At 72.0% G+C, this 25,429-nt stretch carries 24 protein-coding genes; 12 read left to right on the forward strand and 12 right to left on the reverse strand.

Features of this window, described 5'->3' with window-relative positions; genetic code table 11:
• Both ABD366_RS12530 and ABD366_RS12535 read right to left on the reverse strand, forming a co-directional pair.
• On the reverse strand, positions 1 to 867 hold the full coding sequence (locus tag ABD366_RS12530) for an endo alpha-1,4 polygalactosaminidase (RefSeq protein ID WP_324775965.1): 867 nt from the start codon (positions 865 to 867) through the stop codon (positions 1 to 3).
• A gap of 369 nt (positions 868 to 1,236) precedes the next feature.
• A complete protein-coding gene (locus tag ABD366_RS12535; protein ID WP_411293880.1) occupies positions 1,237 to 2,658 on the reverse strand; it encodes a S41 family peptidase in 1,422 nt (473 codons plus the stop codon).
• A gap of 136 nt (positions 2,659 to 2,794) precedes the next feature.
• Between ABD366_RS12535 and ABD366_RS12540 the strand changes: the two genes are divergently transcribed.
• The 4 genes from ABD366_RS12540 (at position 2,795) to ABD366_RS12555 (ending at position 6,326) form a co-directional block, all read left to right on the forward strand.
• The gene (locus ABD366_RS12540) at positions 2,795 to 3,190 is read left to right on the forward strand and encodes a nitroreductase/quinone reductase family protein (RefSeq protein ID WP_324775961.1); all 396 of its coding nucleotides are present in this window, start codon (positions 2,795 to 2,797) and stop codon (positions 3,188 to 3,190) included.
• A gap of 89 nt (positions 3,191 to 3,279) precedes the next feature.
• Complete coding sequence (locus tag ABD366_RS12545) at positions 3,280 to 3,912, forward strand: TetR/AcrR family transcriptional regulator (protein WP_324775959.1); 633 nt, start codon at positions 3,280 to 3,282, stop codon at positions 3,910 to 3,912.
• A gap of 40 nt (positions 3,913 to 3,952) precedes the next feature.
• Positions 3,953 to 5,614 (forward strand): acyl-CoA dehydrogenase family protein, encoded by a 1,662-nt coding sequence (locus ABD366_RS12550; RefSeq protein ID WP_324775975.1) that lies wholly within the window; start codon positions 3,953 to 3,955, stop codon positions 5,612 to 5,614.
• Between the two features lie 7 nt (positions 5,615 to 5,621).
• Positions 5,622 to 6,326, forward strand: a complete 705-nt coding sequence (locus ABD366_RS12555) for a ribonuclease H family protein (RefSeq protein WP_324775957.1) — start codon at positions 5,622 to 5,624, stop codon at positions 6,324 to 6,326.
• 100 nt (positions 6,327 to 6,426) lie between these two features.
• On the opposite strand, the gene ABD366_RS12560 is transcribed toward ABD366_RS12555, so the two are convergent.
• Positions 6,427 to 7,284: a glycoside hydrolase family 16 protein gene (locus ABD366_RS12560; protein ID WP_324775955.1), complete on the reverse strand. Its 858-nt coding sequence runs from the start codon at positions 7,282 to 7,284 to the stop codon at positions 6,427 to 6,429.
• 224 nt (positions 7,285 to 7,508) lie between these two features.
• Here ABD366_RS12560 and ABD366_RS12565 point away from each other — a divergent pair, with 224 nt between their 5' ends.
• Positions 7,509 to 8,471, forward strand: a complete 963-nt coding sequence (locus tag ABD366_RS12565) for a D-2-hydroxyacid dehydrogenase family protein (RefSeq protein WP_324775953.1) — start codon at positions 7,509 to 7,511, stop codon at positions 8,469 to 8,471.
• Between the two features lie 17 nt (positions 8,472 to 8,488).
• On the opposite strand, the gene ABD366_RS12570 is transcribed toward ABD366_RS12565, so the two are convergent.
• Positions 8,489 to 8,953 carry a cupin domain-containing protein gene (locus tag ABD366_RS12570; RefSeq protein ID WP_324775951.1) on the reverse strand — a complete coding sequence of 155 codons (465 nt, stop codon included), beginning with the start codon at positions 8,951 to 8,953 and terminating at the stop codon, positions 8,489 to 8,491.
• Between the two features lie 229 nt (positions 8,954 to 9,182).
• Between ABD366_RS12570 and ABD366_RS12575 the strand changes: the two genes are divergently transcribed.
• Positions 9,183 to 9,968: an SAM-dependent methyltransferase gene (locus tag ABD366_RS12575; RefSeq protein ID WP_324775949.1), complete on the forward strand. Its 786-nt coding sequence runs from the start codon at positions 9,183 to 9,185 to the stop codon at positions 9,966 to 9,968.
• Between the two features lie 165 nt (positions 9,969 to 10,133).
• Positions 10,134 to 11,768: a GMC oxidoreductase gene (locus tag ABD366_RS12580; RefSeq protein ID WP_324775947.1), complete on the forward strand. Its 1,635-nt coding sequence runs from the start codon at positions 10,134 to 10,136 to the stop codon at positions 11,766 to 11,768.
• Positions 11,769 to 11,807: 39 nt separating this feature from the next.
• Here ABD366_RS12580 and ABD366_RS12585 read toward each other — a convergent pair whose 3' ends face one another.
• The 3 genes from ABD366_RS12585 to ABD366_RS12595 are packed head-to-tail and all read right to left on the reverse strand — an operon-like array spanning position 11,808 to position 14,260.
• Positions 11,808 to 12,287: a carboxymuconolactone decarboxylase family protein gene (locus tag ABD366_RS12585; protein ID WP_324775945.1), complete on the reverse strand. Its 480-nt coding sequence runs from the start codon at positions 12,285 to 12,287 to the stop codon at positions 11,808 to 11,810.
• On the reverse strand, positions 12,284 to 13,366 hold the full coding sequence (locus tag ABD366_RS12590; protein ID WP_324775944.1) for an NAD(P)H-dependent amine dehydrogenase family protein: 1,083 nt from the start codon (positions 13,364 to 13,366) through the stop codon (positions 12,284 to 12,286). Before ABD366_RS12590 ends, ABD366_RS12585 begins: the two co-directional genes overlap by 4 nt.
• 39 nt (positions 13,367 to 13,405) lie before the next feature.
• Complete coding sequence (locus ABD366_RS12595) at positions 13,406 to 14,260, reverse strand: fructosamine kinase family protein (RefSeq protein WP_324775942.1); 855 nt, start codon at positions 14,258 to 14,260, stop codon at positions 13,406 to 13,408.
• Positions 14,261 to 14,393: 133 nt separating this feature from the next.
• On the opposite strand from ABD366_RS12595, the gene ABD366_RS12600 reads away from it, so the two are divergent.
• Positions 14,394 to 15,113 carry a type 1 glutamine amidotransferase gene (locus tag ABD366_RS12600; protein ID WP_324775940.1) on the forward strand — a complete coding sequence of 240 codons (720 nt, stop codon included), beginning with the start codon at positions 14,394 to 14,396 and terminating at the stop codon, positions 15,111 to 15,113.
• Between the two features lie 185 nt (positions 15,114 to 15,298).
• Here the strand turns inward: ABD366_RS12600 and ABD366_RS12605 are convergent, their stop codons facing one another.
• Complete coding sequence (locus ABD366_RS12605) at positions 15,299 to 16,549, reverse strand: benzoate/H(+) symporter BenE family transporter (RefSeq protein WP_324775938.1); 1,251 nt, start codon at positions 16,547 to 16,549, stop codon at positions 15,299 to 15,301.
• A 139-nt stretch (positions 16,550 to 16,688) separates the two neighbouring features.
• Here ABD366_RS12605 and ABD366_RS12610 point away from each other — a divergent pair, with 139 nt between their 5' ends.
• Positions 16,689 to 17,231, forward strand: a complete 543-nt coding sequence (locus ABD366_RS12610; RefSeq protein ID WP_324775936.1) for a helix-turn-helix domain-containing protein — start codon at positions 16,689 to 16,691, stop codon at positions 17,229 to 17,231.
• A 22-nt stretch (positions 17,232 to 17,253) separates the two neighbouring features.
• Here ABD366_RS12610 and ABD366_RS12615 read toward each other — a convergent pair whose 3' ends face one another.
• From ABD366_RS12615 to ABD366_RS12625, 3 genes are all read right to left on the reverse strand, one after another.
• Positions 17,254 to 18,804 carry a PstS family phosphate ABC transporter substrate-binding protein gene (locus ABD366_RS12615; RefSeq protein ID WP_324775934.1) on the reverse strand — a complete coding sequence of 517 codons (1,551 nt, stop codon included), beginning with the start codon at positions 18,802 to 18,804 and terminating at the stop codon, positions 17,254 to 17,256.
• 106 nt (positions 18,805 to 18,910) lie between these two features.
• The gene (locus ABD366_RS12620) at positions 18,911 to 19,378 is read right to left on the reverse strand and encodes a hypothetical protein (protein WP_324775931.1); all 468 of its coding nucleotides are present in this window, start codon (positions 19,376 to 19,378) and stop codon (positions 18,911 to 18,913) included.
• A gap of 2 nt (positions 19,379 to 19,380) precedes the next feature.
• Positions 19,381 to 20,100, reverse strand: a complete 720-nt coding sequence (locus ABD366_RS12625; RefSeq protein ID WP_324775929.1) for a DJ-1/PfpI family protein — start codon at positions 20,098 to 20,100, stop codon at positions 19,381 to 19,383.
• A gap of 220 nt (positions 20,101 to 20,320) precedes the next feature.
• On the opposite strand from ABD366_RS12625, the gene ABD366_RS12630 reads away from it, so the two are divergent.
• Positions 20,321 to 21,265: a GlxA family transcriptional regulator gene (locus ABD366_RS12630; RefSeq protein ID WP_324775927.1), complete on the forward strand. Its 945-nt coding sequence runs from the start codon at positions 20,321 to 20,323 to the stop codon at positions 21,263 to 21,265.
• On the opposite strand, the gene ABD366_RS12635 is transcribed toward ABD366_RS12630, so the two are convergent.
• The gene (locus ABD366_RS12635) at positions 21,258 to 22,031 is read right to left on the reverse strand and encodes a FadR/GntR family transcriptional regulator (protein ID WP_411293879.1); all 774 of its coding nucleotides are present in this window, start codon (positions 22,029 to 22,031) and stop codon (positions 21,258 to 21,260) included. The genes ABD366_RS12630 and ABD366_RS12635 overlap by 8 nt on opposite strands.
• Positions 22,032 to 22,308: 277 nt before the next feature.
• Between ABD366_RS12635 and ABD366_RS12640 the strand changes: the two genes are divergently transcribed.
• Both ABD366_RS12640 and ABD366_RS12645 read left to right on the forward strand, forming a co-directional pair.
• A complete protein-coding gene (locus ABD366_RS12640) occupies positions 22,309 to 23,697 on the forward strand; it encodes an MFS transporter (RefSeq protein WP_324775922.1) in 1,389 nt (462 codons plus the stop codon).
• Positions 23,694 to 25,424: a dihydroxyacetone kinase family protein gene (locus tag ABD366_RS12645; RefSeq protein WP_324775920.1), complete on the forward strand. Its 1,731-nt coding sequence runs from the start codon at positions 23,694 to 23,696 to the stop codon at positions 25,422 to 25,424. Before ABD366_RS12640 ends, ABD366_RS12645 begins: the two co-directional genes overlap by 4 nt.
• Positions 25,425 to 25,429 lie beyond the last annotated feature (5 nt).

A 25,429-nucleotide genomic window follows, 5' to 3' on the forward strand; every position in this document is an offset into this window, starting at 1 on the left:
TCAGCAGGCCTCGCGCACGTACCCCTTCGACCCCGCGGGCCGCACGTCCAGATCCCGCAGCACGATCGAGAGCTGCTCACCCCACGTGTCGCAGGCCTTCGTGAAGTCGGCGGCGCGGTACTCGATGACGAAGACCCGGTCGTCGTACGCGGACGCGTAGTCCCCGCACTCGTCGTAGCGGGCGCACTCCTCCGCCACCGCGAAGTCGAAGCCCATCTTCTTGTGCCGCGCCAGCAGTTCGGCCGTGTTCTTCTGGCCGATGGCGAGCCCCGCGTCATGCGCGCGCTCGGCGAGCAGCTTCGCGAAGGCGGCCGCGTCCGCGGGCTTCAGCAGATCGTCGGAACGCCCGTAGGAGTCGAGGTTGTCGGGTTCGACGGCCTGGTAGCCGTCGTCCGCGCAGCCGTCGATCCACGGCCCGACGATGTCGGCGAGCCGCTCCCGCTTGTCCGCGGTCGAGATGTCGAGGAGCGCCTCGTCCCAGTCCTCGTCGATGACCAGTTCGCCGGTGCCGTCGTCGTCGCGCAGCAACAGGTCGGGATGCTTGCTCTTCCACCAGTCCAGCGCGTCGGGCTGGGCCTGGAACGCATTGACGTAGCAGACGTTGTAGAGCCCGTCGGCCGGCGCCGAGGTCCGGTCGCGGGACACCGCGCGTACCCCGGAGGGCGGCTTGTAGGGGCCCCCGATCTGATAGTCGAAGTCCATGTCGGCCGTGGGCAGCACGAGGCGCGGCGACGCGTCGTCGGAGGACGCGGCCGCGGAGGACGGAGCTTCGGAGGGCGACGGAGATGATGAACAGGCGGACAGCAGGGCGCCGGCCAGGACGAGGCACAGGGCGGACAGCCGACGGGAAACCGGGACGAAGATCACCAGGGCACCCTATGTCCTCGCGGGAGGGGCACAGAGCGGCGGAGTGCGACATGAACACGGCTCATTCGTCACAGGTCGGCACGAGAGCGCACGGACCGTGACGTACCTCACGCCGGGCCGCGGAGTGGCCGGGAACAACCTTGACCTGTTGCCCGTTGAACCCACCGTGGGCACGGATGGAAAGTGTCCCCGGGCCTCACCTATAGCCCGCAGGGAAGATCGTTCGGCTGAAGCCCTGCGGAGCCCCCCGCCGAGAGGCGACCGCCATCCGTGCTCATCCTCGAGCCGCCCCGGCCGTGATCCCCCGTCGCGGCCGGGGCCTCCCTCTGTCCGGGCCCCGGATCGGCGCGGACCCTCAGGGCCTGTCCTTCACCGGCCGCGGCCCCCGCGCGCGAGCACCGCGACCGCCGCGTCGAAGGCCGAGTCCCGGTTCTTCGCGAACTCCTCCTCGGTGAAGACAGGCGTGCGCAGCCGCGGCGGGATCCCGGAGCCGTCGAAGGTCCGTCCCGAGCGGGTCAGGAACTCCTCGTTCGGCAGCCAGACCGCCATACCGTTCGGGAGCTTGCGGTCCATCGTGTCCGAGAAGACGCCCTGGGTGGCCTCACCGATACGGACCGTTCTGCCGGGCCGGTCCATGAGCGCCTGGGTGAACGTCTCGCCCGCGCTGACCGTCGAACCGCCCGTCAGCAGGGCGACGGGGCCCGTGTAGCGCGGGACACCGCGCGCCGGCTCCACCGTGATCGGCTGAGGGCGCGTGTACTGAGTGCGTTTGCGGTAGGCGACGTACGGGGTGTCCGTGAGGCGCTCGGCGACGTGCAGGCCGAGCGAGTCGTAGCCGCCTCCGTTGATCCGCAGATCGATGATCAGTCCGTCGAGCGAGGCCGTGCGCTCCGCGGTGAGGACGGCGTCCAGCGCCTTGTCGAGCTGTGCGAGATGCGCGGCGTACGAGCGCTCCTGCCCCGCGTAGCCCGCGAACCCGGAGATGCGCAGATAGCCCTGCCCGCCGGGCAGGTCCGCATAGCCGATCCGGCCGCCCGCGAACTCCCGCAGCTTTCTGCCGCCCAGGTCGCGGCGCTCGACGTACTTCCTGACCTTGGTGTCCAGTTCCTCGCTCGGCATCGTGGTGCCCGGCCTGATCCGCGCGAAGTGCCGGTCGCCGTCGAGGACCGCCACATGCGCGTCGTAGAGCGGCGCCACCATCTCGCTGAAGACGGCGAAGAGTTCGTCCCGCGTCGTACCGGCGTCGATCCTCGGCCGGTAGGTGTCCCGCACGGCATGCCAGTCGATGTCCTTGGCCGCGAAGAAGGGGTAGTTCTCCTCGAAGGAGTGCCAGAGGACATCGAACGCCGCCACCGGGTCGGCGGGCAGCGGACGCTCGCACTCCTCCGGGAGCGCCGCGAGCCGCCGCAGCTCCCGGTACCCGGGCGAACCGGCGATCCGAAGCGTCCCCTGCGACCTTCCCTGTGATCTTCCCTGTGGTCTTCCGTGCGGCTTCTCCTGCGGCCCGACCGTGTAGACCGATCCCTCGTCGTCCGTGTACGTGCCCGGCCCCGTCCGGCGCGCGGTGTCGCCCGGCGCGCAGCCGGCCGCCGTCGTCTGGTACTCCCGCAGCCGCCCGGCCGTGATCGACAGGACCGTGCCGTAGCCGGTCACCCGCCAGATGCCCTCGGCGGACGGCCGCCCGGCGGCGGAAGGCCGTCCGGCCGCCGCGGCGGGGGTCACCACGGCGCCCGCCAGCGCCAGCGCCAGGAAAGCAGTCGTCGCCTTGTGATTCTTGTGCCGCACCGTCATCTTCTCCCCGTATGCCTCGTGTTGAGGTCCCGTCGCGTGCTGTCCGGGAAGATCGACGATCGTCCACCGGGCCACCCGGCGCCATCGGGGCACCCGGTCGATCGATAGGGGGGACAACCCCCGCTACAGTGCCGGCATGGAGCGCGCCCAGGAGATCAAACACCGCATCGTCACCACGTTCCAGCGCCGGGTCGCCAACCCGCTGTCGACCCGGATGCCGGGCCAGGTGCTCATCGAGACCACCGGCCGCTCCTCGGGCCTGGCCCGCCGCACCCCGGTCGGCGGGCGCCGCGTCGACGGCTCGTTCTGGCTCGTCTCCGAGTTCGGTCTCGCCTCGCAGTACGTGCGCAACATCCAGGCCGACCCGAAGGTCCGCGTGCGCCTCGGCGGCCGCTGGTACACCGGCACCGCGCACCTGCTCCCGGACGACGACGCCCGCGCCCGCCTGAAGACCCTGCCCCGCTACAACAGCGCGGCCGTCCGCGCCTTCGGCACCGATCTGCTCACGATCCGGATCGACCTGACCGACTGAACCGCCGCCCTCCTGCTGTCTGTCGTAGCCGTGTCCCGTCTTCGCGCCGCACCCTTGTTGAAGCACTGAATCGGTGCTTCACTTCTTACGTGCCCTACCGCCGAACCCCCGCCGTCCAGGCCCGCCTCGACGCCCAGCGCACCACCGTCCTCGACGCGGCCACCGCACTGCTCGCCGAGCACGGCTACGCGGGCTGCTCCATGTCCGCCGTCGCCGCGCGCGCCGGGATCGCCACAGGCAGCGTCTACCGGCACTTCCCCAGCAAGGCCGAGCTGTCCGTCGAGCTGTTCCGGCGCGTCGTCACCCGTGAGGTGGCCGCCGTGCGGGAGGCGGCGGACCGGCCCGGCGAGGGCCCGGCCGAGCGGGTCGTCGCCGTCGTCGAGACGTTCGCCCGCCGCGCCCTGAAGTCGCCGCGCCTCGCGTACGCGCTGCTCGCCGAGCCGGTCGACCCGGCGGTGGACGCCGAGCGCCTCGTCTTCCGCCGCGCCTTCCGCGACGTGTTCGCCGAGCACATCGCCGATGGCGTACGCAATGGGCAACTGCCGCCGCAGGACGCCCAGTTGACGGCGGCCGCGCTGGTCGGTGCGGGCGCCGAAGCGCTCATCGGTCCGCTCTCGGACCCGGGCCGGGGGCCCGACGCCGTCCCCGCGCTGCTCGCCTTCACCCTGCGAGCCCTCGGAACCATCGGAACCATGGGAGCCGTCGATGCCGACCACGCATGAAGCCACGCAGCAAGCCACACAGCGAGCCGCGCAACAAGGCATGCAGCACGTCGCACATCAAGCCACGCACGAAGTCACCAATCAGGTGCCGCCGCTGACCGGACACGACGTCGCCGCCGACCCCGCCCTCCTGGAGGGTCTGCGCCGCGAGGGCGCCGCCTGGGCCGAGCCCGAGCTGCACGAGCTCGGTCTCCTCGCCGGGTCCGAGAAGGTCCAGGAGTGGGGGCGGCTGGCCGAGCGGAACCACCCCGTCCTGCACACCCACGACCGCTACGGCCACCGCGTCGACGAGGTCGAGTTCCACCCGTACTGGCACGAGCTGATGACCGTCGCCGTGGAGCGCGGCCTGCACGCCGCGCCCTGGGCCGACAGCCGGCCCGGCGCCCACGTCGCCCGCGCCGCCAAGATCTACGTGTGGGGCCAGGCCGACCCGGGCCACCTCTGCCCCGTCTCCATGACGTACGCGGCCGTCCCCGCCCTGCGCACCTCGCCCCGACTGGCAGCCGTCTACGAGCCGTTGCTCACCTCCGGCGTCTACGACTTCGGGCTGCGCGAGCCCACCGGCAAGCGCGGCCTCATCGCCGGGATGTCGATGACGGAGAAGCAGGGCGGCTCCGACGTCCGCGCGGGCACCACGCGTGCGGTGCCGACGGGGGAGGAGGGTCAGTACGCGCTGACGGGCCACAAGTGGTTCACGTCCGCGCCCATGTCGGATGTCTTCCTCACCCTCGCCCAGGCGCCCGGCGGGCTCTCCTGCTTCCTGGTGCCCCGCGTCCTGCCCGACGGGACCCGCAACGCGATCCGCCTTCAGCGCCTCAAGGACAAACTGGGCAACCGCTCGAACGCCTCCTCCGAGATCGAGTACGAGGGAGCGGTCGGCACCCTCGTCGGCGAGGAGGGCCGGGGCGTCGCCACCATCATCAAGATGGTCAACATGACCCGCCTCGACTGCGCCGTCAGCTCCGCCTCCGGGATGCGCCAGGGCCTCGTCCAGGCCGTGCACCACGCCACGCACCGCAGCGCCTTCGGTGCCCGGCTCATCGAGCAGCCGCTCATGACCAACGTCCTCGCCGACCTGGCCGTCGAGGCGGAGGCCGCCACCGTCTCGGCCCTGCGCCTCGCCGGCGCCGTCGACCGGTCCGCGCGCGGCGACGACTCCGAGGACCTGCTGCGCCGCATCGGCCTCGCCGTCACCAAGTACTGGGTGTGCAAGCGGGCCCCCGCGCACGCCGCCGAAGCCCTCGAATGCCTCGGCGGCAACGGCTACGTCGAGGAGTCCGGCCTGCCGCGCCTGTACCGGGAGGCGCCGCTGCCCTCGATCTGGGAGGGCTCGGGCAATGTGGCCGCGCTCGACGTGCTGCGCGCCCTGGCCAGGCAGCCCGCGACCGTCGAGGCGTACTTCGAGGAGGTCGAGCGCGCCGCGGGCGCCGACCGGCGGCTCGACGAGGCCGCGAGCCGGCTGCGCAAGGACCTCGCCGGTCTCGGCGCCGACCCCGACGCACTCCAGTTCCGCGCCCGCCGCCTCGTCGAATCGCTGGCGCTCGTCCTTCAGGGGTCGCTCCTCGTGCGCCACGGGGAGCCCGCCGTGGCCGACGCCTTCTGCGCCTCCCGGCTCGACCGCGACTGGGGTGTCGCCTTCGGCACCCTTCCGCTGGGCGTGGACACGTCAGCAATCCTCGATCGGGCGCGGACCCTGGCATGATCGGGGCATGGCAGAACGTGTGATCGCCGCGTGTGACGGCGCGTCGAAAGGAAACCCCGGACCCGCGGCATGGGCATGGGTCGTCGCCGACAGCGATGAGCAGCCCGTCCAGTGGGAAGCCGGCGCGCTGGGTACCGCGACGAACAATGTCGCCGAACTCACCGCCCTGGAAAGGCTGTTGAGCACCATCGGCCCCGAAGTGGCGCTGGAGGTCCGGATGGACTCCCAGTACGCGATGAAGGCGGTCACGACCTGGCTGCCCGGCTGGAAGCGCAAGGGCTGGAAGACCGCGTCCGGCAAGCCCGTCGCCAACCAGGAGCTGGTCGCCCGCATCGACGCGCTGCTCGAGGGCCGCAAGGTCGAGTTCAAGTACGTGCCCGCGCACCAGGTCGACGGCGACCCGCTCAACGACTTCGCCGACCGCGCCGCCAGCCAGGCCGCGATCCAGCAGGAGGACGCGGGCAGCGCGCTCGGCTCGCCCGTGCCGCCGCCGTCGTCCCCGTCGTCCAAGGCGCCGAAGTCGTCGGGTGGCTCGACCCGGGCCGGAGCGGCCAAGAAGCGTACGTCGGCGGGGTCCTCTGTGTCCTCGTCGCGCACGCTCAAGGCGAAGTTCCCGGGCCGCTGCCGCTGCGGACGCTCGTACGCCGCGGGTGAGGACATCGCCAAGAACGCCGACGGCTGGGGCCACCCGGAGTGCCGCGCGTCGGCCTGAGGGTCTGTCTCTGAACGCGCCTGAACGCCCCTGAACGCGACGAGGCTCTGCCCGACCGGCCGCTGCACACGGCCGGTCGGGCAGAGCCTCGCGTCATTCGCTAGTCGGACACCCGTACGTAGTCCACGATCAGCTGCTGCGGGAGCTGCGTGCTGCCGTCCGGGTCGCCCGGCCAGTAGCCGCCGACCGCCAGGTTCAGGATGACGAAGAACGGCTTCTCGAACACCCACTGGTTGCCGCCGACGTCGGCGGGCGTGCGGGTCTGGTAGACCGTGCCGTCGACCGACCACTTGATGGAGTTCGGCGACCAGTCGACCGCGAACGTGTGGAAGTCGTCGGCGAACGCCTGGCCGCCGGGGAGCGAGTAGCCCGCGCCGATACCGCCCGAGCCGGAGTAGCCGGGCCCGTGGATCGTGCCGTGCACCGTCGACGGCTCGAAGCCGACGTTCTCCATGATGTCGATCTCGCCCGAGTTGGGCCAGCCGACCGACCCGATGTCGTCGCCGAGCATCCAGAACGCCGGCCAGATGCCCTGGCCGCGCGGGATCTTCATCCGGGCCTCGACGTGCCCGTGTGTGGTCGAGAACTTGCCCGACGTGTTGAGGCGTGCCGAGGTGTACTCGCAACTGCCGTACCAGCAGTTGTAGTTGCCCGGGTTCTCCTTACGGGCGGTGATGACCAGGTGGCCCTGGCCGTCGAGCGCCGCGTTCTTGTTGCCCGACGTGTAGTACTGCCGCTCGTGGTTGTTCACGTTGTCGCCGGTCTCGATCTGCCACTTCGACCCGTCGACCGCCGAGCCCGCGGCCCCGTCGAAGTCGTCGGAGAAGGTGACAGCGGCGGCCGCGGCGCGGCCGTCCGTGCCGGTGTCGGCGGCCTGTGCGGCGGGCATCAGGCCCGCGCCGAGACACAGGAGCGCGGCGGTCGCCAGGGGCAGCCTGCGGCGGAGAGGTATGCGCATGGGGGATCACGTCACTTCGGGTAGGGGGATCGCGCCTGTCTCGGGCGCGCCAGAAAGTGAAGACAAGGGGGGTGTACGTGGTGCGTTAACTTCAAGAGTTGATTTAAGAGACGTGATGAAGACACGTCAAGGCATTCGTCCGTACCAAGTCGCGAAGACGGCCGACAGTGCCCGGAGTTGTCCCGTACTAGGGTGTCCGTACAAGATCGACCCGGGGAGTGTTGGTGACCACGCTGCGTTGTGCCGTACTCGACGACTTTCAGGAGGTCGCCCGCGGGCGCGCCGACTGGGCGCGCCTCGCGGACCGCGTCGACGTCCGCTTCCTCCGGCGCCACCTCACCGCGCACGACGAGCTCGTCGCGGAGATCGGTGACTGCGAGATCGTCGTCGTGATGCGGGAACGCACCCCGTTCCCCGCCGAGCTGTTCGCGCGGCTGCCCAAGCTGCGGCTGCTGATCACCTCGGGGCTGCGCAACGCCTCGATCGACCTGGCCGCCGCGGCCGCGCACGGCGTCACCGTCTGCGGGACCCCGAGCAGCTCCGAGCCGCCCGCCGAACTGACCTGGGCCCTCCTCCTGGGCCTGGCCCGCGGTGTCGTCACCGAGAACGGCAACCTGCGCTCCGGCGGCCCCTGGCAGTCCACCCTCGGCGCCGATCTGCACGGCCGCCGCCTCGGCCTGCTCGGACTCGGCAAGATCGGCGCCCGGGTCGCCCGCGTCGGCGCCGCCTTCGGCATGGACGTGGCCGCCTGGAGCCAGAACCTGACCGGGGAGCGCGCCGCCGAGGCCGGGGCCACACTCGCCCCCTCCAAGGAGGAACTCCTCGCCACCAGCGACTTCGTCTCCGTGCACCTCGTGCTCAGCGAGCGCACCCGCGGCCTCGTCGGCGCCGACGACCTGCGCCGGATGCGCCCCACCGCCTACCTCGTCAACACCTCGCGCGCCGCGATCGTCGACCAGGACGCACTGGTACGGGCCCTGCGCGAGGGCTGGATCGCCGGCGCCGGCAGCGACGTCTTCGAGACCGAGCCGCTGCCCCTGGACCACCCGCTGCGCACGGCACCGAACTTCCTCGGCCTGCCCCACCTCGGCTATGTCACCCGCGGCAACTACGACGGCTACTTCCAGGGCGCCGTCGAGGACATCGAGGCTTACCTGGCCGGCAGCCCGATCCGCACGCTGGGCTGAGAAACCGTCTCTGAGATCTACGCGCGCACGAACTCCCGCAACTCCGCGGCCAGGTGCGGGAATTCGTCCAGCACGGAGCGCGGGGCGAACTCGTGGTCCGCGTAGTCGAACCCGGGGGTGACGACCTCCGCCACCAGGCCGTGGCGGGCGCCGCCGACGAGCCGCGACGCCTTCCACCATGTTCCGGGCACCAGCAGGAACCGCTCGGCGTCCGCGCCGAGGACGGTGCGTCCGAGGGTGCCCGCGGGGTCGACCGTGACGTACTCCAGCGGGCCGCCGTCGATCAGGAAGTGCAGGATGTCGCTGCGATTGCGGTGCAGCAGGCCGCTCGGCCGCGCCTCGTCGAGCAGGTAGTAGATCGACGTGGCCGAGGGGCGCGGGCCGTGGGCGGTGGCCATCTCCTGCGGGCCGGTGTAGATCCGCCGGAAGAAGCCGCCTTCGCCGTGCGGCTCGAGGCCTAGTTCCTTCTGCCAGTCACGCACGGCTGCTCCCTCGAGCGGTTCTGCGGCTCTTCGACGCAGGGGCAACCCTACGGGCGTACGCCGGTCGCGGCATCCCGGAGGCGCGCGCTCCGCAACGGCCACCGTCCGCATCCGGAGCCGCACCCGGGGTGAACTGCCAACGCCCTGACCAGCCCGGGGAGTTGACATGGCAGACTTGGACCAAGGTCAATCCGACCCGTCCCGCCCCTCGCCACGATGGAGCCCGCCCATGACGGCACCCGCCCCCCGGCCCCGGATCGACACCAGCCAGGCGCACCCCGCGCGGGTCTACGACTGGCTGCTCGGCGGCAAGGACAACTACCCCGTCGACGAGGCCGTCGGCGTGAAGTTGCCGCCCGAGGCGCGCGACGCGGCCCGGCAGAACCGCGAGTTCATGCACCGGGCGTCCGCCTGGCTCGCCTCGCAGGGCGTCGACCAGTTCCTGGACGTCGGCACCGGCATCCCGACCTCGCCGAACCTGCACCAGATCGTGCAGCGCGTCGTCCCCGCCGCGAAGGTCGTCTACACCGACAACGACCCCATCGTGCTGCGGCACGCCGAGGCCCTCCTCGTCAGCACGCCCGAGGGCGCCACGGACTACATCCAGGCCGACGTCCGCGACCCGAAGACGATCCTCGAGCACGCCCGTACGATCCTCGACTTCGACCGCCCGATCGCCCTGTCGCTGATCGCGCTCATGCACTTCATCTCCGACGAGCAGGAGCCGTACGACATCGTCTCCACGCTGGTCGGCGCGCTGCCCTCCGGCAGCCACCTCGTCCTGTCGCACGCCTCGTCCGACATCTTCCCCGAGCTGTCGGACCAGGTCACGGCCGAGTACGCGAAGGGCGGCATCAAGCTCGGCTTCCGTACGCGTGAGGGTGTGACCCGGTTCCTGGAGGGTCTGGAGCCGGTGGAGCCGGGCCTTGTCACGGCGCCCGAGTGGTTCCGCGACGGGGACGCGCCCGAGGCCGAGCCCAGCGGGATCTACGCGGTGGTGGCGCGCAAGCCCTGACCCGGGCGGGCCGGACCCGAGGAGAGCGGCGTGGCGACGTGATCGCCACGCCGCTCTGTCGTTCCCCCTGCGGAACGTGCGGAACGTTACCTACTGGTATGCATCGACTTGTGTGGCGATCAACAGTAGAACTCGTTCCCATTCTGTCGAGAGTGAGGAACCCCGATGGCCGACCCAACCCGTCCTGATGTGGCCCGTAACGGAATCTCGCGCCGCGGATTCCTTGCAGGAACAGGTTCTGTTCTCGGTGCCGTGGTGCTGAGCGGGCACGCCGCCGCCGCGGAGCGCGGCGCCACCACCGCCGTCGCCGACGGCGCCCGTATCCCCGCCCTCGTCATCGGCACCGGGTACGGCGGCTGTGTCGCCGCGCTACGGCTCGCCGAGGCCGGTGTGGACGTACAGATGGTGGAGATGGGCATGGCCTGGGACACCCCGGGCGCGGACGGCAAGATCTTCGCCAACACGACCAGCCCCGACAACCGGTCCTTCTGGCTCAGAACGAGAACGAAGCAGCCCCTGAGCAACTTCCTCGGCTTCCCGATCGACAAGAACATCCCGAAGTACACCGGGATCCTCGACGCGGAGGACTTCGCGGGCATCACCGTCTACCAGGGCCGCGGCGTCGGCGGCGGCTCGCTGGTCAACGGCGGGATGGCCGTCACGCCGAAGCGCGAGAACTTCGGCGCCATCCTGCCGACGGTCGACGCGAACGAGATGTACGGCACGTACTACCCGCGGGCCAACGCCGGCCTCGGCGTCGCCACCATCGATCCGGACTGGTTCGAGAGCGCCGAGTGCTACCAGTACGCGCGCGTCGGCCGCAAGCACGCCCAGCGCTCGAACTTCCCGTTCGTCTTCGTGCCGGACGTGTACGACTGGGACTACATGAAGCAGGAGCAGGCGGGCACGGTGCCCAAGTCCGCGCTGGCCGGCGAGATCCTGTACGGCAACAACCACGGCAAGAAGTCACTGCAGAAGACCTACCTCCCGCGGGCCAGGGCCACCGGCCGGGTCGCCATCTCGCCCCTGCACAAGGTGACGTCGGTCGCCCCGGCCTCCGGCGGCGGCTACACCGTACGCATCGAGCAGCTCTCCACCACGGGCGCCGTCACGGCCACCAAGGAGATCACCGCGGACCGGGTCTTCTTCGCCGCGGGCAGCGTCGGCACCAGCAAGCTCCTCACGAAGCTCAAGGCGACCGGCGCGCTGCCCGCGCTCAACGGCGAGATCGGCAAGGGCTGGGGCGACAACGGCAACGTCATGTGCGGACGCGCCAACCACCTGTGGGACCCGACCGGTGCCCTCCAGGCGTCGATCCCCACCGGCGGCATCGACAACTGGGCCGCGGGCGGCGCGTTCGCCGAGGTGGCCCCGCTGCCGACGGGCATCGAGACGTTCGCCTCGTTCTACCTTTCCATCACCAAGAACCCGCACCGCGCGCAGTTCACGTACAACCCGACGTCGGGCGGGGTCGACCTGAACTGGCAGACCGCGTGGAAGCAGCCGGGGATCGACGCGGCCAAGACCATCTTCGACAAGATCAACGCGAAGGAGGGCACGATCTACCGCACCGATCTGTTCGGCACGTACAAGATCTGGGGCGACCATCTCACGTACCACCCGCTGGGCGGCGCCGTCCTGGGCAAGGCGACCGACAACTACGGCCGCCTGCACGGCTATTCGGGGCTCTACGTCATCGACGGATCGCTGATCCCGGGCAACACCAGCGTCAACCCGTTCGTGACGATCACGGCGCTCGCCGAGCGCAACATCGACCGCATCGTCGCCACGGACCTGTGACGGCCGCGCCCTGTCCGGGCCCGGCCGCCTCGGGGCGGTTCAGGGCTTGGGCAGGGCGCACATCGCGTCGAGGCCGAGGACGTGGTTGAGCCGGCCGAAGGCGAGCCATGAGCCGATGGCCATGCTCAGCTCCACGATCTCGGCCTGGCTGTAGTGGGCGTTCATCCGCTCCCAGAACGCGTCGTCCAGACCGTGGTGGTCCACGGTGTAGCGCTCCGCGTACTCGGCGGCGAGGCGGGTCCGCTCGTCGAAGGCGTCGGTGGAGCGCCAGTCCTGCACCGCGTCGATGAACGACGCCTCGACCTTCTCGCCGTCCCGTTCGGTGCGCCAGTCCAGACAGAACAGACAGCCGTTGATCTGAGCGACGCGCAGGCGTGCCGCCTCGAACTCCCGCAGGCCCAGCGACGAATGGTCGTACACCGCCATCGAGAACTGGGCCGCCACGGGCCCGATCCCGGGCACCATCTCGCCCCACACGTACGGGATGGGCTCCTCGCCGTCGGGGATGTCGATCCTCATGACTGCTTCCTTCCGAGTCGGCCGACGGCGGGGAGCACGGGCACGTCCAGGGCGTCGTAGAGCCCGGGTGGCGCGGCCACCAGCCAGTCGACTGCGCCCACGAGCCGTCCGACCGCGGTCGCGTTGCCGCCCGCCGCGTGGTTGCCGCCCTCGTCGGTGGCCTGCACGGTGACCTCGATCCGAGGGCGGCCCTCCACGACGACGCGGTGCGCTCCGGCCCCGCCGCCGGGCGGCACCGGCCAGTCGGGCGCGCACGACGGATGGATCCGGGTCACGTGCTCGACGACGATGCGGGGCTCGCCGTCCACGATGCCCTGCACCTCGAAGCGGACCGCGCCCTGGGTGCCCGCCGCGAAGTCGCCCATGGCGGCTGTCGTCACATCGCTCTCCAGGGGCCGGCGCTCCAACGTCTCGCGGATCTCGTCGAGTTCGACGCCGAGCGCCCGCGCCAGCAGCCGCAGCTGCCCGCCCCAGACCATGGAGGGAACGGACTCGGCGAGCATCAGGGGCTCGTACTCCATGGGGTGGCCCATGCCGATGAGATGGCGGACCGAGTCCTCCTGGTCGTACGTGGAGTAGTCGAAGATCTCCTGGCAGCGCAGGACGTCCACGCGGGTGCCGAGGCCGCTGACCAGGAGGGGCAGGATGTCATTGGCCCAGCCGGGGTCGACGCCGGACACGAACAGCGAGCCGCCGCCCTCCTCGATCGCCGCGCGCACCGGATCGGTGAAGTCGGGGGGTGCGCCGCGCGGGTCGTAGAGGGGGTAGAGCGCCGGGCTGACGACGACGGCGCCGGTGCGCAGCGCGCGGCAGATGTCGGCGAGGGCCTCGTCGGGGCGCAGATCGCCGGAGGCGGCGTAGAAGACGGCGCCGGGCCGGGCCGCGAGCACCGCGTCGACGTCCGTCGTCGCGGTGACACCGAGGGCGTGGTCGAGACCGGCCAGGTCGCCCGCGTCGCGGCCGTCCTTGGCGGGATCGTGCACGAGCACGCCGCAGAGTTCGAGCCCGGGGTGGGCGTCGACGGCTCGGATCGCCGCGCGGCCCACGTTCCCGGTGCCCCAGACCACCGTGGAAGTCATGCGCCGGAGGGTAACCTGACGTGCCGTCAGTTCATAGGCCTACCGCGTGAGTTGGCTGCGTGCCGCGGCGACGGCCTGGTCCGCGTAGCCGCGCCCGAAGAGCACGGTGTGCACCAGCAGCGGGAACAACTGGTGCAGCGGGACGCGGTCCCGCCAGCCGTCCGCGAGCGGCGCCGCCTCCTGGTAGCCGTCGAGGATCCTCTCGAGGTGCGGGGCGCCGAACAGGTCCAGCATCGCGAGGTCGCTCTCGCGGTGGCCGCCGTGCGCGGCCGGGTCGATCAGCCACGCGTCGCCGTCCGGGCCCCACAGCACGTTGCCGTTCCACAGGTCACCGTGGAGCCGGGCGGGTGGTTCGGCGGGGCCCGCGAGGCCGGGCAGCCGGTCGAGGACCTTCTCGATGGTCGCGGCCTCGTCGGCGCGCAGGGTGCCGGCGTCCACCGCGAGCCGGACGTAGGGGAGCACGCGGTGCTCCGCGTACCACTGCGGCCACTGCCCGCCCGTGATGTTGCGCATCGGGGCACGGCCGATGAAGGCGTCCGCCGGGCCGCCGGGCGGGGGCGCGCCGAACGCGGGGGCGCCCGTGGCGTGCAGCGCGGCCAGGTCCCGGCCGAACCGCGCCGCGCTCTGCGCCGTCGCCCGTCCCTCGGGCACACGGTCCGTCACCAGCCACTCGGCGTCGTGCCCGTGCACCTCGGGGACGGCGACGGTGTCCGCGGCGGCAAGCCAGCGCAGGCCGGCCGCCTCCGCCTGTAGCGCGCCGGGGGAGTCGGCGTGCTTGACCATCACCACGCGCCCGTCGTCGAGAACGACCTCGGTCAGCTCGGCGGTTCGGCGATGCTCCTCGATGACCCGGCGACCCGTGTGGTGTGCGGCGGCATCTGAAGCGTGAGACATGCGTCTCAGCGTACGACCGGTACGGCCGGGGCCCCGGCCGTTGACGAGGCGCGCCCGGTCCTGATCTCCTGCATCCGTCCCGCGGATCCCCTGATGCCCTGATCTCCGGGCGCGACGAGCGAGGGAGTCGAGCATGCCGGCGGACGAGCGCGGTCCGGGCCAGGTCCTGGTCGTGCAGAACACCCCGGGCGGCGGGCCCGGCCGGGTCGGCACCTGGCTGCGCGAGGCGGGCCTCGACCTGCACGTACTGCACCCGTACGCGGGGGAAAAGCTGCCCGACGCTCTCGGCGGACGCCCCCTCGTGGTGCTCGGCGGCGGCTTTCTGCCGGACGACGACGAACGCGCGCCGTGGCTCCCGGCCGCCCGCGGCCTGGTCGGACAGGCGCTCGCCGACGCCACCCCGTTCCTCGGTATCTGTCTGGGCGGGCAGATGCTGGCGCAGGTGGCGGGCGGTGTGGTGCGGGCCGAGCACGGGCGGCCCGAGTACGGCAGCACCGCGATCCGGCTGCGCCCCGAGGCGGCACGGGACCCGCTCCTGCACGGGTGGGAAGGCACGGTGCCCGCGATCGAGCGGCACGTCGACGCGATCACCGAACTCCCGCCGGGCGCGGCCTGGTTGGCGTCGAGCGAGGACTGCCCGCACCAGGCGTTCCGGGTCGGCGCGAACGCGTGGGGCGTCCAGTTCCATCCCGAGGCGGAGGCCGCCCGGATCGCCACCTGGGACCGGGACGGGCTCGCCGCGCGAGGCGTCGACCGGGAGCGGATCCATGCGCGGGCGCTGGCCGACGAGGCCGAGTCGATCGCGACGTGGTCGGAGTTCACACGCCGGTTCGCTGCGCTGTGTGCGGGGTGAGGGGTGAACCTGGGTGTGATGCGCTGCCTCGTGGGGGCCGCGATGCGTGTGCCGGTGTCGACGGGTGCGGGTCCGTCGTGGTTGCTCGCGCAGTTCCCCGCGCCCCTGGCGGGGTGGAGGCGTGGGGTTGTCGGGAGTCGGCGGGCAAGCTGCGTCCGGCGGGTGGGCGGCGGCCCGTGCGGTCCTCACGCGCCGGTTCGTACGGGTGCGCTCGGCTCCGGGACGCAGGGGGTCCTGGAGGTCCTGCGACGGCCGAAACCGGCGATGACGCTGGTGAGGGCCCCCGCGAGCAGGCCCCAGAACGCCGAGCCGATGCCGAGGAGGGTCACGCCGGATGCCGTGGCCAGGAAGGTGACGGCCGCCGCCTCGCGGGAGGACGGGTCGGTCAGGGCCGAGGCCAGCGACGCCTCGATCGTGGCGAGCAGGCCGACCCCGGCGACGGCAAGGACCAGCGCATGCGGCATCGCCACCAGCAGCGAGGCCACGGTCGCGCCGAGCAGGCCCACGCAGAGATAGAAGACCCCGGCCCAGACGGCGGCGAGGAAGCGCCGCTCGCGGTCCGGGTGCGCCTCCTCGCCCGTGCAGATCGCGGCGGTGATCGCCGCCAGGTTGATGCCGAACGCGCCGAACGGGGCGAGTACGGCCTGCACCGCACCGGTCCACGTCAGCAGCGGCGACACGGGCACCTGGTACCCCGAACCGCGCAGTACCGCGACACCCGGCAGGTTCTGCGAGGCCATGGTGACCACGAACAGCGGCACGCCGACGCTGACGAGCACCTTCCAGTCGAACTCCGGAGCCGTGAACACCGGTTGCGCCAGGGAGAGTCGCACCTTCTCCAGGTGCCAGCCCCCGGTCAGGACGGAGGCCACGACGCCTCCACCCAGCGCGAGCAGAACCGCGTACCGGGGGAGGAACCTGCGTCCCAGGAGGTAGAGGACGAACATGGGGAAGGCGAGGGCGAAGCTGCCGTCCATCTCGGCGAAGAGCCCCGTGCCGAACTGCAGCAGCACCCCGGCGAGCAGCGCCGCCGCGAGCGGTACCGGGATCCGGTCCATGACCCGGGCGAACCAGCCCGTCAGCCCGCTCAGCAGGATCAGTACGGCGCTGAAGACGAACGCTCCGACGGCCTTGCCCATCGACACCCCGCTGAGCCCGGTGGCCAGCAGCGCCGCACCCGGCGTCGACCACGCGGTCACCACCGGCGCCCGGTACCGCAGCGAGAGGCCCGCGCACGTCACGGCGAGGCCGACGCCCAGGGCGAGCATCCACGACGAGATCTCCCGTGCGTCCGCCCCGGCGGTCCGGGCCGCTGTGAAGACGAGGGCGGCCGAACTCGTCACGCCGACCGTGACGGCGATGAGCCCCGCCGCCACGGCCGAGGGCGGGGCGAGGGCGCGTATGCGCGTGAAGGGGGAGGAGGACAAGGAGGACATGCGGAGATCACTTCCGGAAGCGCGGCAAAGAAGCAGCCGTTCCATAAACGGAACGTTCTGTATATGGAACACTAAGGACGTGGGCGGCGAACCGTCAACAACGAAGCGCCGGGCGGCGCGGACGGGAGTGGTGGAAGCGATGAGCCTCAACGACGAGGTGGGGCGCCGGCTCAAGGGGCTGCGGGGCGAGCGCGGCCTGTCCCTGTCGGAGCTGGCCCGCCGCTCGGGCGTCGGCAAGGGCACCCTCTCGGAGCTGGAGAGCGGCCTGCGCAATCCCACCCTGGAGACGCTCTACGCGCTGACCACCGCGCTCGGCAGCCCGCTGAGCGCCGTCCTGGACGACCCGCCCGCCGGCGTGCGCGACGGCGAGGGCGGGGTCTCGGGAAGCGCCGTCACCGCCGTGCTTCTGGAGCGGTACGAGGACGCCGAGGCCGCCACGGACGTCTTCCGCGTCACCATCGCCGACGGCGCCACCCAGGACTCGACCGCCCACGTCCCGCACACCACCGAGAGCCTCATGGTGCTCTCCGGCACCGCGGTCGTCGGCCTCCCCGAGGCGCCGCAGACCGTCGGCCCGGGCGGCCACGCACACTGGCGCGCCGACGCCCCGCACCGCTACGCCGCACCGCACGGCGAGGTCCACGGCATCCTCTTCGTGCGGTATCCCAAGAACCGGCCGTAGCCGCGCCCCGGGCGTACGTACGTCAGTCGCCCTCGCCGCACACCTTCAGCCCGACCGCCGTACCGCAGGGAAGGTGACCATGGGTGGCGACCACGCCCTTGCCGGTCCCGTTGTCGACGGCGTACGAGAGAAAGCTCGACGCCAGTGAGTCTGCGGGCGGCCGGCCGTACGTGTAGGCGTACTCGATCGCGCGGTACGGGTAGCCACTGGTGGTCAGGCGGTCGGGGTCGGGCGTGTGCCCGCCGAGGGTGACGCGGTGCAGACCGCGCGGCGCCTCCGGCGGGGACGCCGCGCGCAGCTCGCTGTATCCGACGGCCCCGGGCGTGCGGGCCACGGTCGCGAGGACCTGCGCGGTCGAGTCGAGCTCGCAGCGCAGCACCGCGGCGGCGCGGGTGGCGCGGGCCGTGCGGTTCACGCAGTCGTCGGAGGTGGCGGGCGGTTCGTCGGCGCCGGCGAGGACCCGGCTGCCGAGCGCGCTGCGGGTACCGGAACCGGAGGTGCGGCTGACCAGGACGACGGGCAGGTCGGGGCCGTCGAGCTGGGACCAGTTGCGGATCTCGCCCCGGTAGATTCGGCGTACGTCGGCGACGGACAGGTCATCGAGACGCACACCGTCGTGGACGACGAGCGTGAACAGGGAGACAGCGACGCGGCTCTCGCTGAGCCGGATGTAACTTGCCGGACGCGGCCCGTCCGAGAACGCGATCACTGTCGCACCCTGCTCGGGCCGGCCTTCGGACAGCGCCAGTTCCCGCACCCCGGTACGGCTGCCGTGCGCGGCGACCGTGATGTCCGGGCGGCCGCCGCAGTGCTCCCGGTACTTCGTCGCCAGCTCGGACAGCACCGGAGCGAACGCCGTCGACCCCGTCAGCCGCAGCGTTCCCTTCTCGCAGTCGTCCGGCAGAGGTGGCGGCAGGAGCAGGGGCAGCGTGGCGGCGGCGATCAGCGCGAGACCGAGCACGACGGTCGTCCACCGGGCGTGCCGGCTGAACACCGGCGGTTTCTCGTCCGGCGTGAGGCTGTGGTTCTCGTGGAGTTTGCCGTCCTTGAGGTCGCCGGTGACGTGGACCAGGTCACCCTCCTGACCACCCGTCAGGAGTACGAGGATCTTGTAGTGCGCGCCCGGCTTCAGCGGTACACGGGGCACGCGCAAGGTGCTCGGGCCGGCCACCAGGAGGCCGGGCTGGTTCTCGAAGTAGCCCATCAGGTTGCCGTGTTCGCGCGGCAGTGTGACGTCCTTGGCCACGATCCGCCGCCCCGGGAACTCGGCGGTGAGCCCGTACTGCGCCGACGGGTCGATGTAGTCGGACTCCTCGATGTGCCGCGAGCCGTCGTTCTCGATCCGCAGCAGCACGAGGGTGGCGTCCCGCATCGCGGGCAGGTCGTTGAAGAGCCCCAGCTGCGGATCGGCCGCGCTCACCTGGTCGTTGTGCCCTATGGCGATGTCCATCTGCTTGCGGAAGCCGATGCGTCTGCTGCGCCGCGCCCGCCGGTCCGCGACGAACGGCGTGACGATGGAGAAGGCGCCGAGCAGCAGGCCCGCGGCCGTGAAGGAGATCTCGAGCCAGCCCATGAAGCCGACGGTACGGACCCGCCGCGGTGGGCGACGGGTCCGGTGCGGAGCTTCGCCGACTGTTCGCCAGGTGTTCAGCCTCGGCCCGCGAAGGCTGCGTGGGCCGTCATGCTCCCGTGGTGGAGCCGGGGCGGACGATCATCAGGACGGTGACCGTGGCCCACAGCAGGTTGAACACCCCGGTGAGTGCGGCGAGTTGACCGGCGTTGCGGGGCAGGGACCCGGCGCCCGGCTCCCGTACCGCGACGAGGGCCGCTTCCTGTGCGGGCAGGATCAGCAGGGCCAGCACGCCGGCGGCAGCTGCCGTCAGCAGGATCGAGGCGATCAGCCAGGCACTGCCGAGGACCCCGAGGCTGCCCGCCGTCGCGAACCCGAAGAGCGGAACGGCGACGCCGATGACCGCGTAGACCCGGCAGATGCGGTGCAGCGTGCCCAGGGCCGACACCGGTTCCGCGTCGTCCGGCGAACCGAGCGCCTGCCGCAGGGACTTGGGGAACATGCTGGCGGCGACGGCGACCGGCCCCACGGTCAGGACGGCGGCCAGGACGTGCAGGGTGAGCAGGAATTTCGTCATGGTCAGCGGGCGCCGCTCAGGGTCGTGGCGGGCACCGGGCCCGCGGGCCGCCAGACCGTGCCGCGCCGCTCGTACGCGAACAACTCCTCGACCGCGTGGGCGACTTGCGGACCGACCTCGCGCTCCAGCAGATACAGGGCGAGGTCGAGCCCCGAGGTGACTCCGGCGCCGGTGACGAGGTCGCCGTCGTCGACGACCCGGGCGCGCACCGCGTGTGTGCCGGCGGTGTCGAGCAGCTCCAGGCCCAGGTGGTGCGTGGTGGCGTGGCGGCCCTTGATCAACCCGGCCATGGACAGGAGGAGCGAGCCGCCACAGACGGAGGCGACCGTCACCGCGGGATCGGCCGTCGCCGCTCCGAGCAGCGCGGGCAGACCGGTGGCCAGGGTGCGGCCCAGCAGAACGGGAACGGTGGCCTGTGCCTCTGCTGCTGCTTCCGCGCCCACCCCGTCGAACGCCTCTCCCGCGCCCGGCGCGTCGTTCCCGCCCAGCGGCCCCGCCGCGCCAGGCACCAGGACGAGGTCCGCCCGCGCCGGGTCGAGCGCGGCGTTGGCGCGCAGGGTGAGCCCGCCGGTCCCGCTGACCACGTCCCGGGGCCCCTCGGCGGAGACCAGCTCCACCTCGACGGCGCCGCCGGACGCGGTGCCGCCCGCGTGGAACACCTCGAACGGGGCGATGGCGTCGAGGGGGTCGAAGCCGTCGAAGAGGACGATCTGGACGTGCATGGGAGAGGTTTCCTTCGCGTGCGACGGGCCCGGTCCGCGCCGGGCTCGCCGTCGACGCTAGTCAGCCGCGCCCTCGCCTCCCAGTGGCATTAGTGACGGCAGTCAACGGGATAACGCCAGAGGCCGTTTGTCCTGCTGGTGCGGGCGGTCGGTGCAATCCGCGCCATCAGGCCGGGAGCAGCGCGGTGTCGCTATCCAGGCGGTCAGGTACGTTCTGGTCATGCACCTCGTCGCCGTTCTGGCCCTGGACCATGTGATCCCCTTCGACCTGTCCACGCCCATCGAGGTCTTCACCCGTACCCGCCTCCCGGACGGGCGCCCCGGCTACCAGGTCCGGGTGTGCGCCGAGCGGCCGGAGGTGGACGCGGGCGCGTTCAAGCTCCGTGCGCGCTGGGGTCTGGACGGTCTGAAGGGCGCGGACACGATCATCGTGCCGGGGACCGCCGTGCCCACCGCGCCGCTGCCGCCCGCCGTCCGCGACGCGCTGCGCGACGCCGCGGCGCGGGGCACCCGCATCGCGTCCATCTGCGCGGGTACCTTCCCGCTGGCCGCCACCGGACTCCTGGACGGGCTGCGGGCCACGACCCACTGGATCGCGGCGGATCTGCTAGCCGAGACGTATCCCGAGGTAGAGGTCGATCCCGATGTCCTGTACGTCGACAACGGGCAGATCCTGACGTCGGCCGGCGCGGCCGCGGGCCTCGATCTGTGCCTGCACATGATCCGCCGTGACTACGGTTCCGCGGTGGCCGCGGACGCGGCGCGGCTGTCCGTCATGCCGCTCGAACGGGAGGGCGGGCAGGCGCAGTTCATCGTCCACGACCACACGCCGGCACCCACGCCCCAGGGGTCCTCCTTCGAGCCGCTGCTCGGCTGGCTCCGGGACCATCTGGACAGCGAGCTGACCCTGGCCGACATCGCCGCGCGCGCCGGTGTCAGCACCCGTACGCTCATGCGACGCTTCCGCGAGCAGACCGGCACCACACCGTTGCAGTGGCTGCACCGCGCCCGCATCCGGCAGGCCCAGCACCTCCTGGAGACCACCCGGCATCCGGTGGAACGGATCGCGGCGCAGGTCGGGTTCGGTTCGCCGACCGCGTTCCGCGACCGCTTCAAGCGCACGACGGGTGTCAGCCCACAGGCGTACCGCCGAACCTTCAGCTAGGGCCCTGGGCCCCGTCCTCCACCGACTCCCGCAGCCGCGCGCTCGCCATCCGCATGTGCTCGGCCATCGCCCGGTCGGCAGCCTCCGGGTCCCGGTCGCGGATCGCGTCGAGCACGGCGTCGTGCTCGCACAGGGTGCCGCTGACGGTGCCCTCGATGTCGCTGACCCGCTCCATCCAGACCTGGAGCAGCGCCCGGATGCTGTGCAGGATGTCGCTGAGGACCGTATTGCGCGCGATGCTCGCGCACTCCAGGTGGAAGGCGATGTCGGCGTCGATGAACGCCTTGACGTCGCTGCCCGCCTCCCGCATGTGCCGCAGGTGCTCCTCCAGGCGGGCCACGTCCTCGTCCGTCGCCCGCTCCGCGGCGAGGCGCGCCGAGACACCCTCCATGTAGGTGCGCACCTCGACGAGGTCCCGGGTGCGGCGCTGGCCCAGCATCAGCCCCCAGTTGATGGCGCGCGGCAGGAACTCCGAGGTGCCCTCGCGCACGTACGAGCCCGAGCCCGGCCGGATCTCGATGATGCCCAGCACATCGAGCGCGGACAGTGCGCCACGGACGCTGGAGCGCGCCACCCCGAGGGCCTCGGCGAGCTGGCGCTCGGCGGGCAGCCGGGTCCCGGGCCTGATGTTGCCCGCGGAGAGGTGGTCGAGGAGGCGCTTGGCGACCTCGCTCACCGAGGACTCCCGCACCACGGGGCGCAGGAGTTGGGCGAGGTCGGGCTGGTCGCCGGGGGCGGCGGGGGCGGGCTGACTGGTCACGGTCACCAGTAGACCAGACGGGCCGTCAGTGCCCCGCCTCGGTGCGCGTGAGGCCGTCGCGTCCTGCGCGCGTCACCCCTGCCCCACCTGTTTGTCAAGGGTTCAACCAGCGGCAACAAATGCGACGCTCGCCACATTGGTAAATTGGTGACCAATTTGAAGATCGGGCTTAGCGTGAAACGCAGATCGGCCCCCACCGGCGTGGACAGCCCCCGCTGCCCGCCCCCGGCGCCGAGAGTGACCCAAGTCCGGACAGAGCTGTCCGGCGAGCCGAGGAGTCGCCATGCCTGCCAGCACCGCGCCGCCCGCGACGGCGGAGGCGAGATCAGCCGTCGAGACGTCGGCGATCAAGAAGATCTCGATCCGCCTCGTGCCGTTCGTGGCCCTGATGTTCTTCGTGAACTATCTGGACCGCACGGCGGTGTCGTTCGCCGAACCCAACGGAATGGGCCAGGACCTGGCCCTGACCGCCGCCCAGTTCGGCTTCGCCTCCGGAATCTTCTTCCTCGGCTACATCGTGCTCGAGGTCCCCAGCAACATGGCGCTGCACCGCTTCGGCGCCCGCCGCTGGCTGGCCCGGATCATGGTCACCTGGGGCATCGTGTCGCTCCTCTTCACCTGGGTGAACAGCAGCGGCGGCCTCTACACGCTGCGCTTCCTGCTCGGCGTCGCCGAGGCCGGGTTCTTCCCCGGCGCGATCCTCTTCCTGAGCCAGTGGGTGCCGAGCCGGCACCGCACCAAGATCCTTGGCCTCTTCTACCTCGCCCAGCCGCTGACCACGGTCTTCGGCGCCCCGCTCGCGGGCTGGCTGATCGGCCACCACGGCCTGTTCGGCCTCGAGGGCTGGCGCGTGATGTTCCTGTTCGTGTCGATCCCGGCGATCCTGCTCGGCGTCATCGCCTGGTTCTACCTGATCGACCGCCCGGCGGACGCGAAGTGGCTGACGCGGGAGGAGCGGGACTGGCTCACCACGGAGCTGGAGGCCGAGAACGCCGACAAGACGGGCCACGAGAGCGCCCACGCCAAGGGCGACCTGAAGACGGCGTTCACCAACACCCGCGTCTGGATCCTCGCCGTCGTCTACTTCGGCTTCGTCTACGGGCTCTACGCGCTCGCGTTCTTCCTGCCGACCATCATCAACGGCTTCCAGGACCAGTACGACACCACGTTCAGCGTGATGGACAAGGCGTGGATCACCGCGATCCCGTACCTGCCCGCGGCCGTCGTCCTCTTCTTCTGGACCCGGCACGCCACCCGGCACGGCACCCGCACCTGGCACGTGGCCGGGCCCGCGATCGTCGGCGGTGTCACGATCCCGCTCGCCCTCTACATGGGTTCGCCCGCCGCCACCGTCGCCGTCATCACGGTCACCGCCTGCTCGATCTTCGCCGCGCTCCCGGTCTTCTGGGCCGTGCCCTCCCGCTTCCTCACCGGAGCGGCCGCCGCCGCCGGTATCGCGTTGATCAACACCGCGGGCAACGTCGCAGGATTCGCCTCCAGCTACATCACCGGCTGGCTCAAGGACTGGACCGGCGCCTACTACGTGCCGCTCTACCTCGTCGGCGCCTTCATGCTGCTCTCCGCCGCCCTGATGATCTGGCTCGCCGCCCGCACCCCGAACGACCCGCAGCCCCTGTCCAGCACCACAGCACCCGCGGAGAACCAGCGATGACCCGCCTCTACAACGACCCCGCCGCCTTCGCCGATGAAGCGCTCGAAGGGTTCGCCGCCGCGCACCGCCGCTGGGTGCGCCCTGTCCCGGGCGGCGTCGTGCGGGCCACCGCGAAGACTCCGGGCCAGGTGGCCGTCGTCATCGGCGGCGGCTCGGGCCACTACCCGGCCTTCTCCGGGCTCGTCGGCCAGGGGCTCGCGCACGGCGCCGCCGTCGGCAACGTCTTCGCCTCGCCCTCGGCCCAGCAGATACGCAACGTCGCGCGGGCCGCCGAGTCCGGCGGCGGCGTCCTCCTGCTCTACGGCAACTACGCGGGCGACGTCCTGCACTTCGGCCAGGCCGCCGAGCGGCTCACCGCCGACGGCGTCCCCGCCCGCACCTTCGCCGTCACCGACGACCTGTCCAGCGCCGCCGCCGACGAGGCCCACAAGCGTCGTGGCATCGCGGGCGACCTGCCCGTCTTCAAGGCCGCTTCGGCCGCCGCCGAGCAGGGCCGCACCCTCGACGAGGTGGCGGACGTCGCCGCGTACGCCAACGCCCGCACCCGCTCTTTCGGCATCGCCTTCTCCGGCTGCACCCTGCCCGGCGCCGACCACCCGCTGTTCTCCGTCCCCGAGGACCGGATGGCCGTCGGCCTCGGCATCCACGGCGAACCCGGCATCGGCGAAGCCGCCGTGCCCACCGCCGACGAGGCCGCCGAACTCCTCGTCTCCGCCCTCCTGAAGGAACTCCCCGACGGCGTCACCGCCCCGGCCGGGCAGCGCGCCGCCGTCGTCCTCAACGGCCTCGGCTCCGTCAAGTACGAGGAGCTCTTCGTCGTCTACCGGCGCGTGGACCGCCTCCTCGCCGAAGCGGGCGTGCAGACCGTCGACCCCGAGGTCGGCGAGCTCGTCACCAGCTTCGACATGGCGGGCATCTCCCTCACCCTGACCTGGCTCGACGACACGCTCGAACCGCTGTGGACCGCCCCCGCCGACACCCCCGCCTACCGCAAGGGCGACGTGCCCGCCGCGGCCCTCGTCACCGAGGAGCCGGTGTATGAGGCCGAGCGCGACGCCGAGCCGTACCGGGCGAGCGAGGAGTCCCGCCGGGCCGCCGCCACCGCCCTGGACGCCCTGCGGCTGCTCAAGGAGACCGTCGACACGCACGCCGACGAACTCGGCCGCATCGACGCCGTCGCCGGGGACGGCGACCACGGCATCGGCATGCAGCGCGGCTCGGGCGCCGCCTACGTGGCAGCCCGGGAAGCGTGTGAGTCGGGCGCGGGCGCCCGTACGTTGCTGACCACCGCCGGTGACGCCTGGGCCGACAAGGCCGGCGGCACCTCGGGCGCCCTGTGGGGCATCATCCTGCGCGCCCTCGCCGACGCGCTCGGCGACACCGAACAGCCGACCCCGGCGACCGTCGCCCACGGAGTCCGGCAGGCGTCCGACGGCGTCCGCCGGGCCGGCGGCGCCGAGGTCGGCGACAAGACGATGGTGGACGTCCTCGTCCCCTTCGCCGACACTCTCGGGCAGCAGGTCGCCGGGGGAGCGGGCCTCGTCCCCGCCTGGGCCGCCGCCGCGGACGCCGCCGAGCAGGCCGCCCGCGCCACCGCCGACCTCCTGCCCCGCATGGGCCGCGCCCGCCCGCACGCCGAGAAGTCCCTCGGCACCCCCGACGCGGGCGCGCACTCCCTCGCCCTGATCGTCCGCGCCGTGCACGGCGCGCTCACCCCCCGCCCGTAACTCCC

It is taken from the genome of Streptomyces kunmingensis (assembly GCF_039533535.1).
Classification (GTDB): domain Bacteria; phylum Actinomycetota; class Actinomycetes; order Streptomycetales; family Streptomycetaceae; genus Streptomyces; species Streptomyces kunmingensis.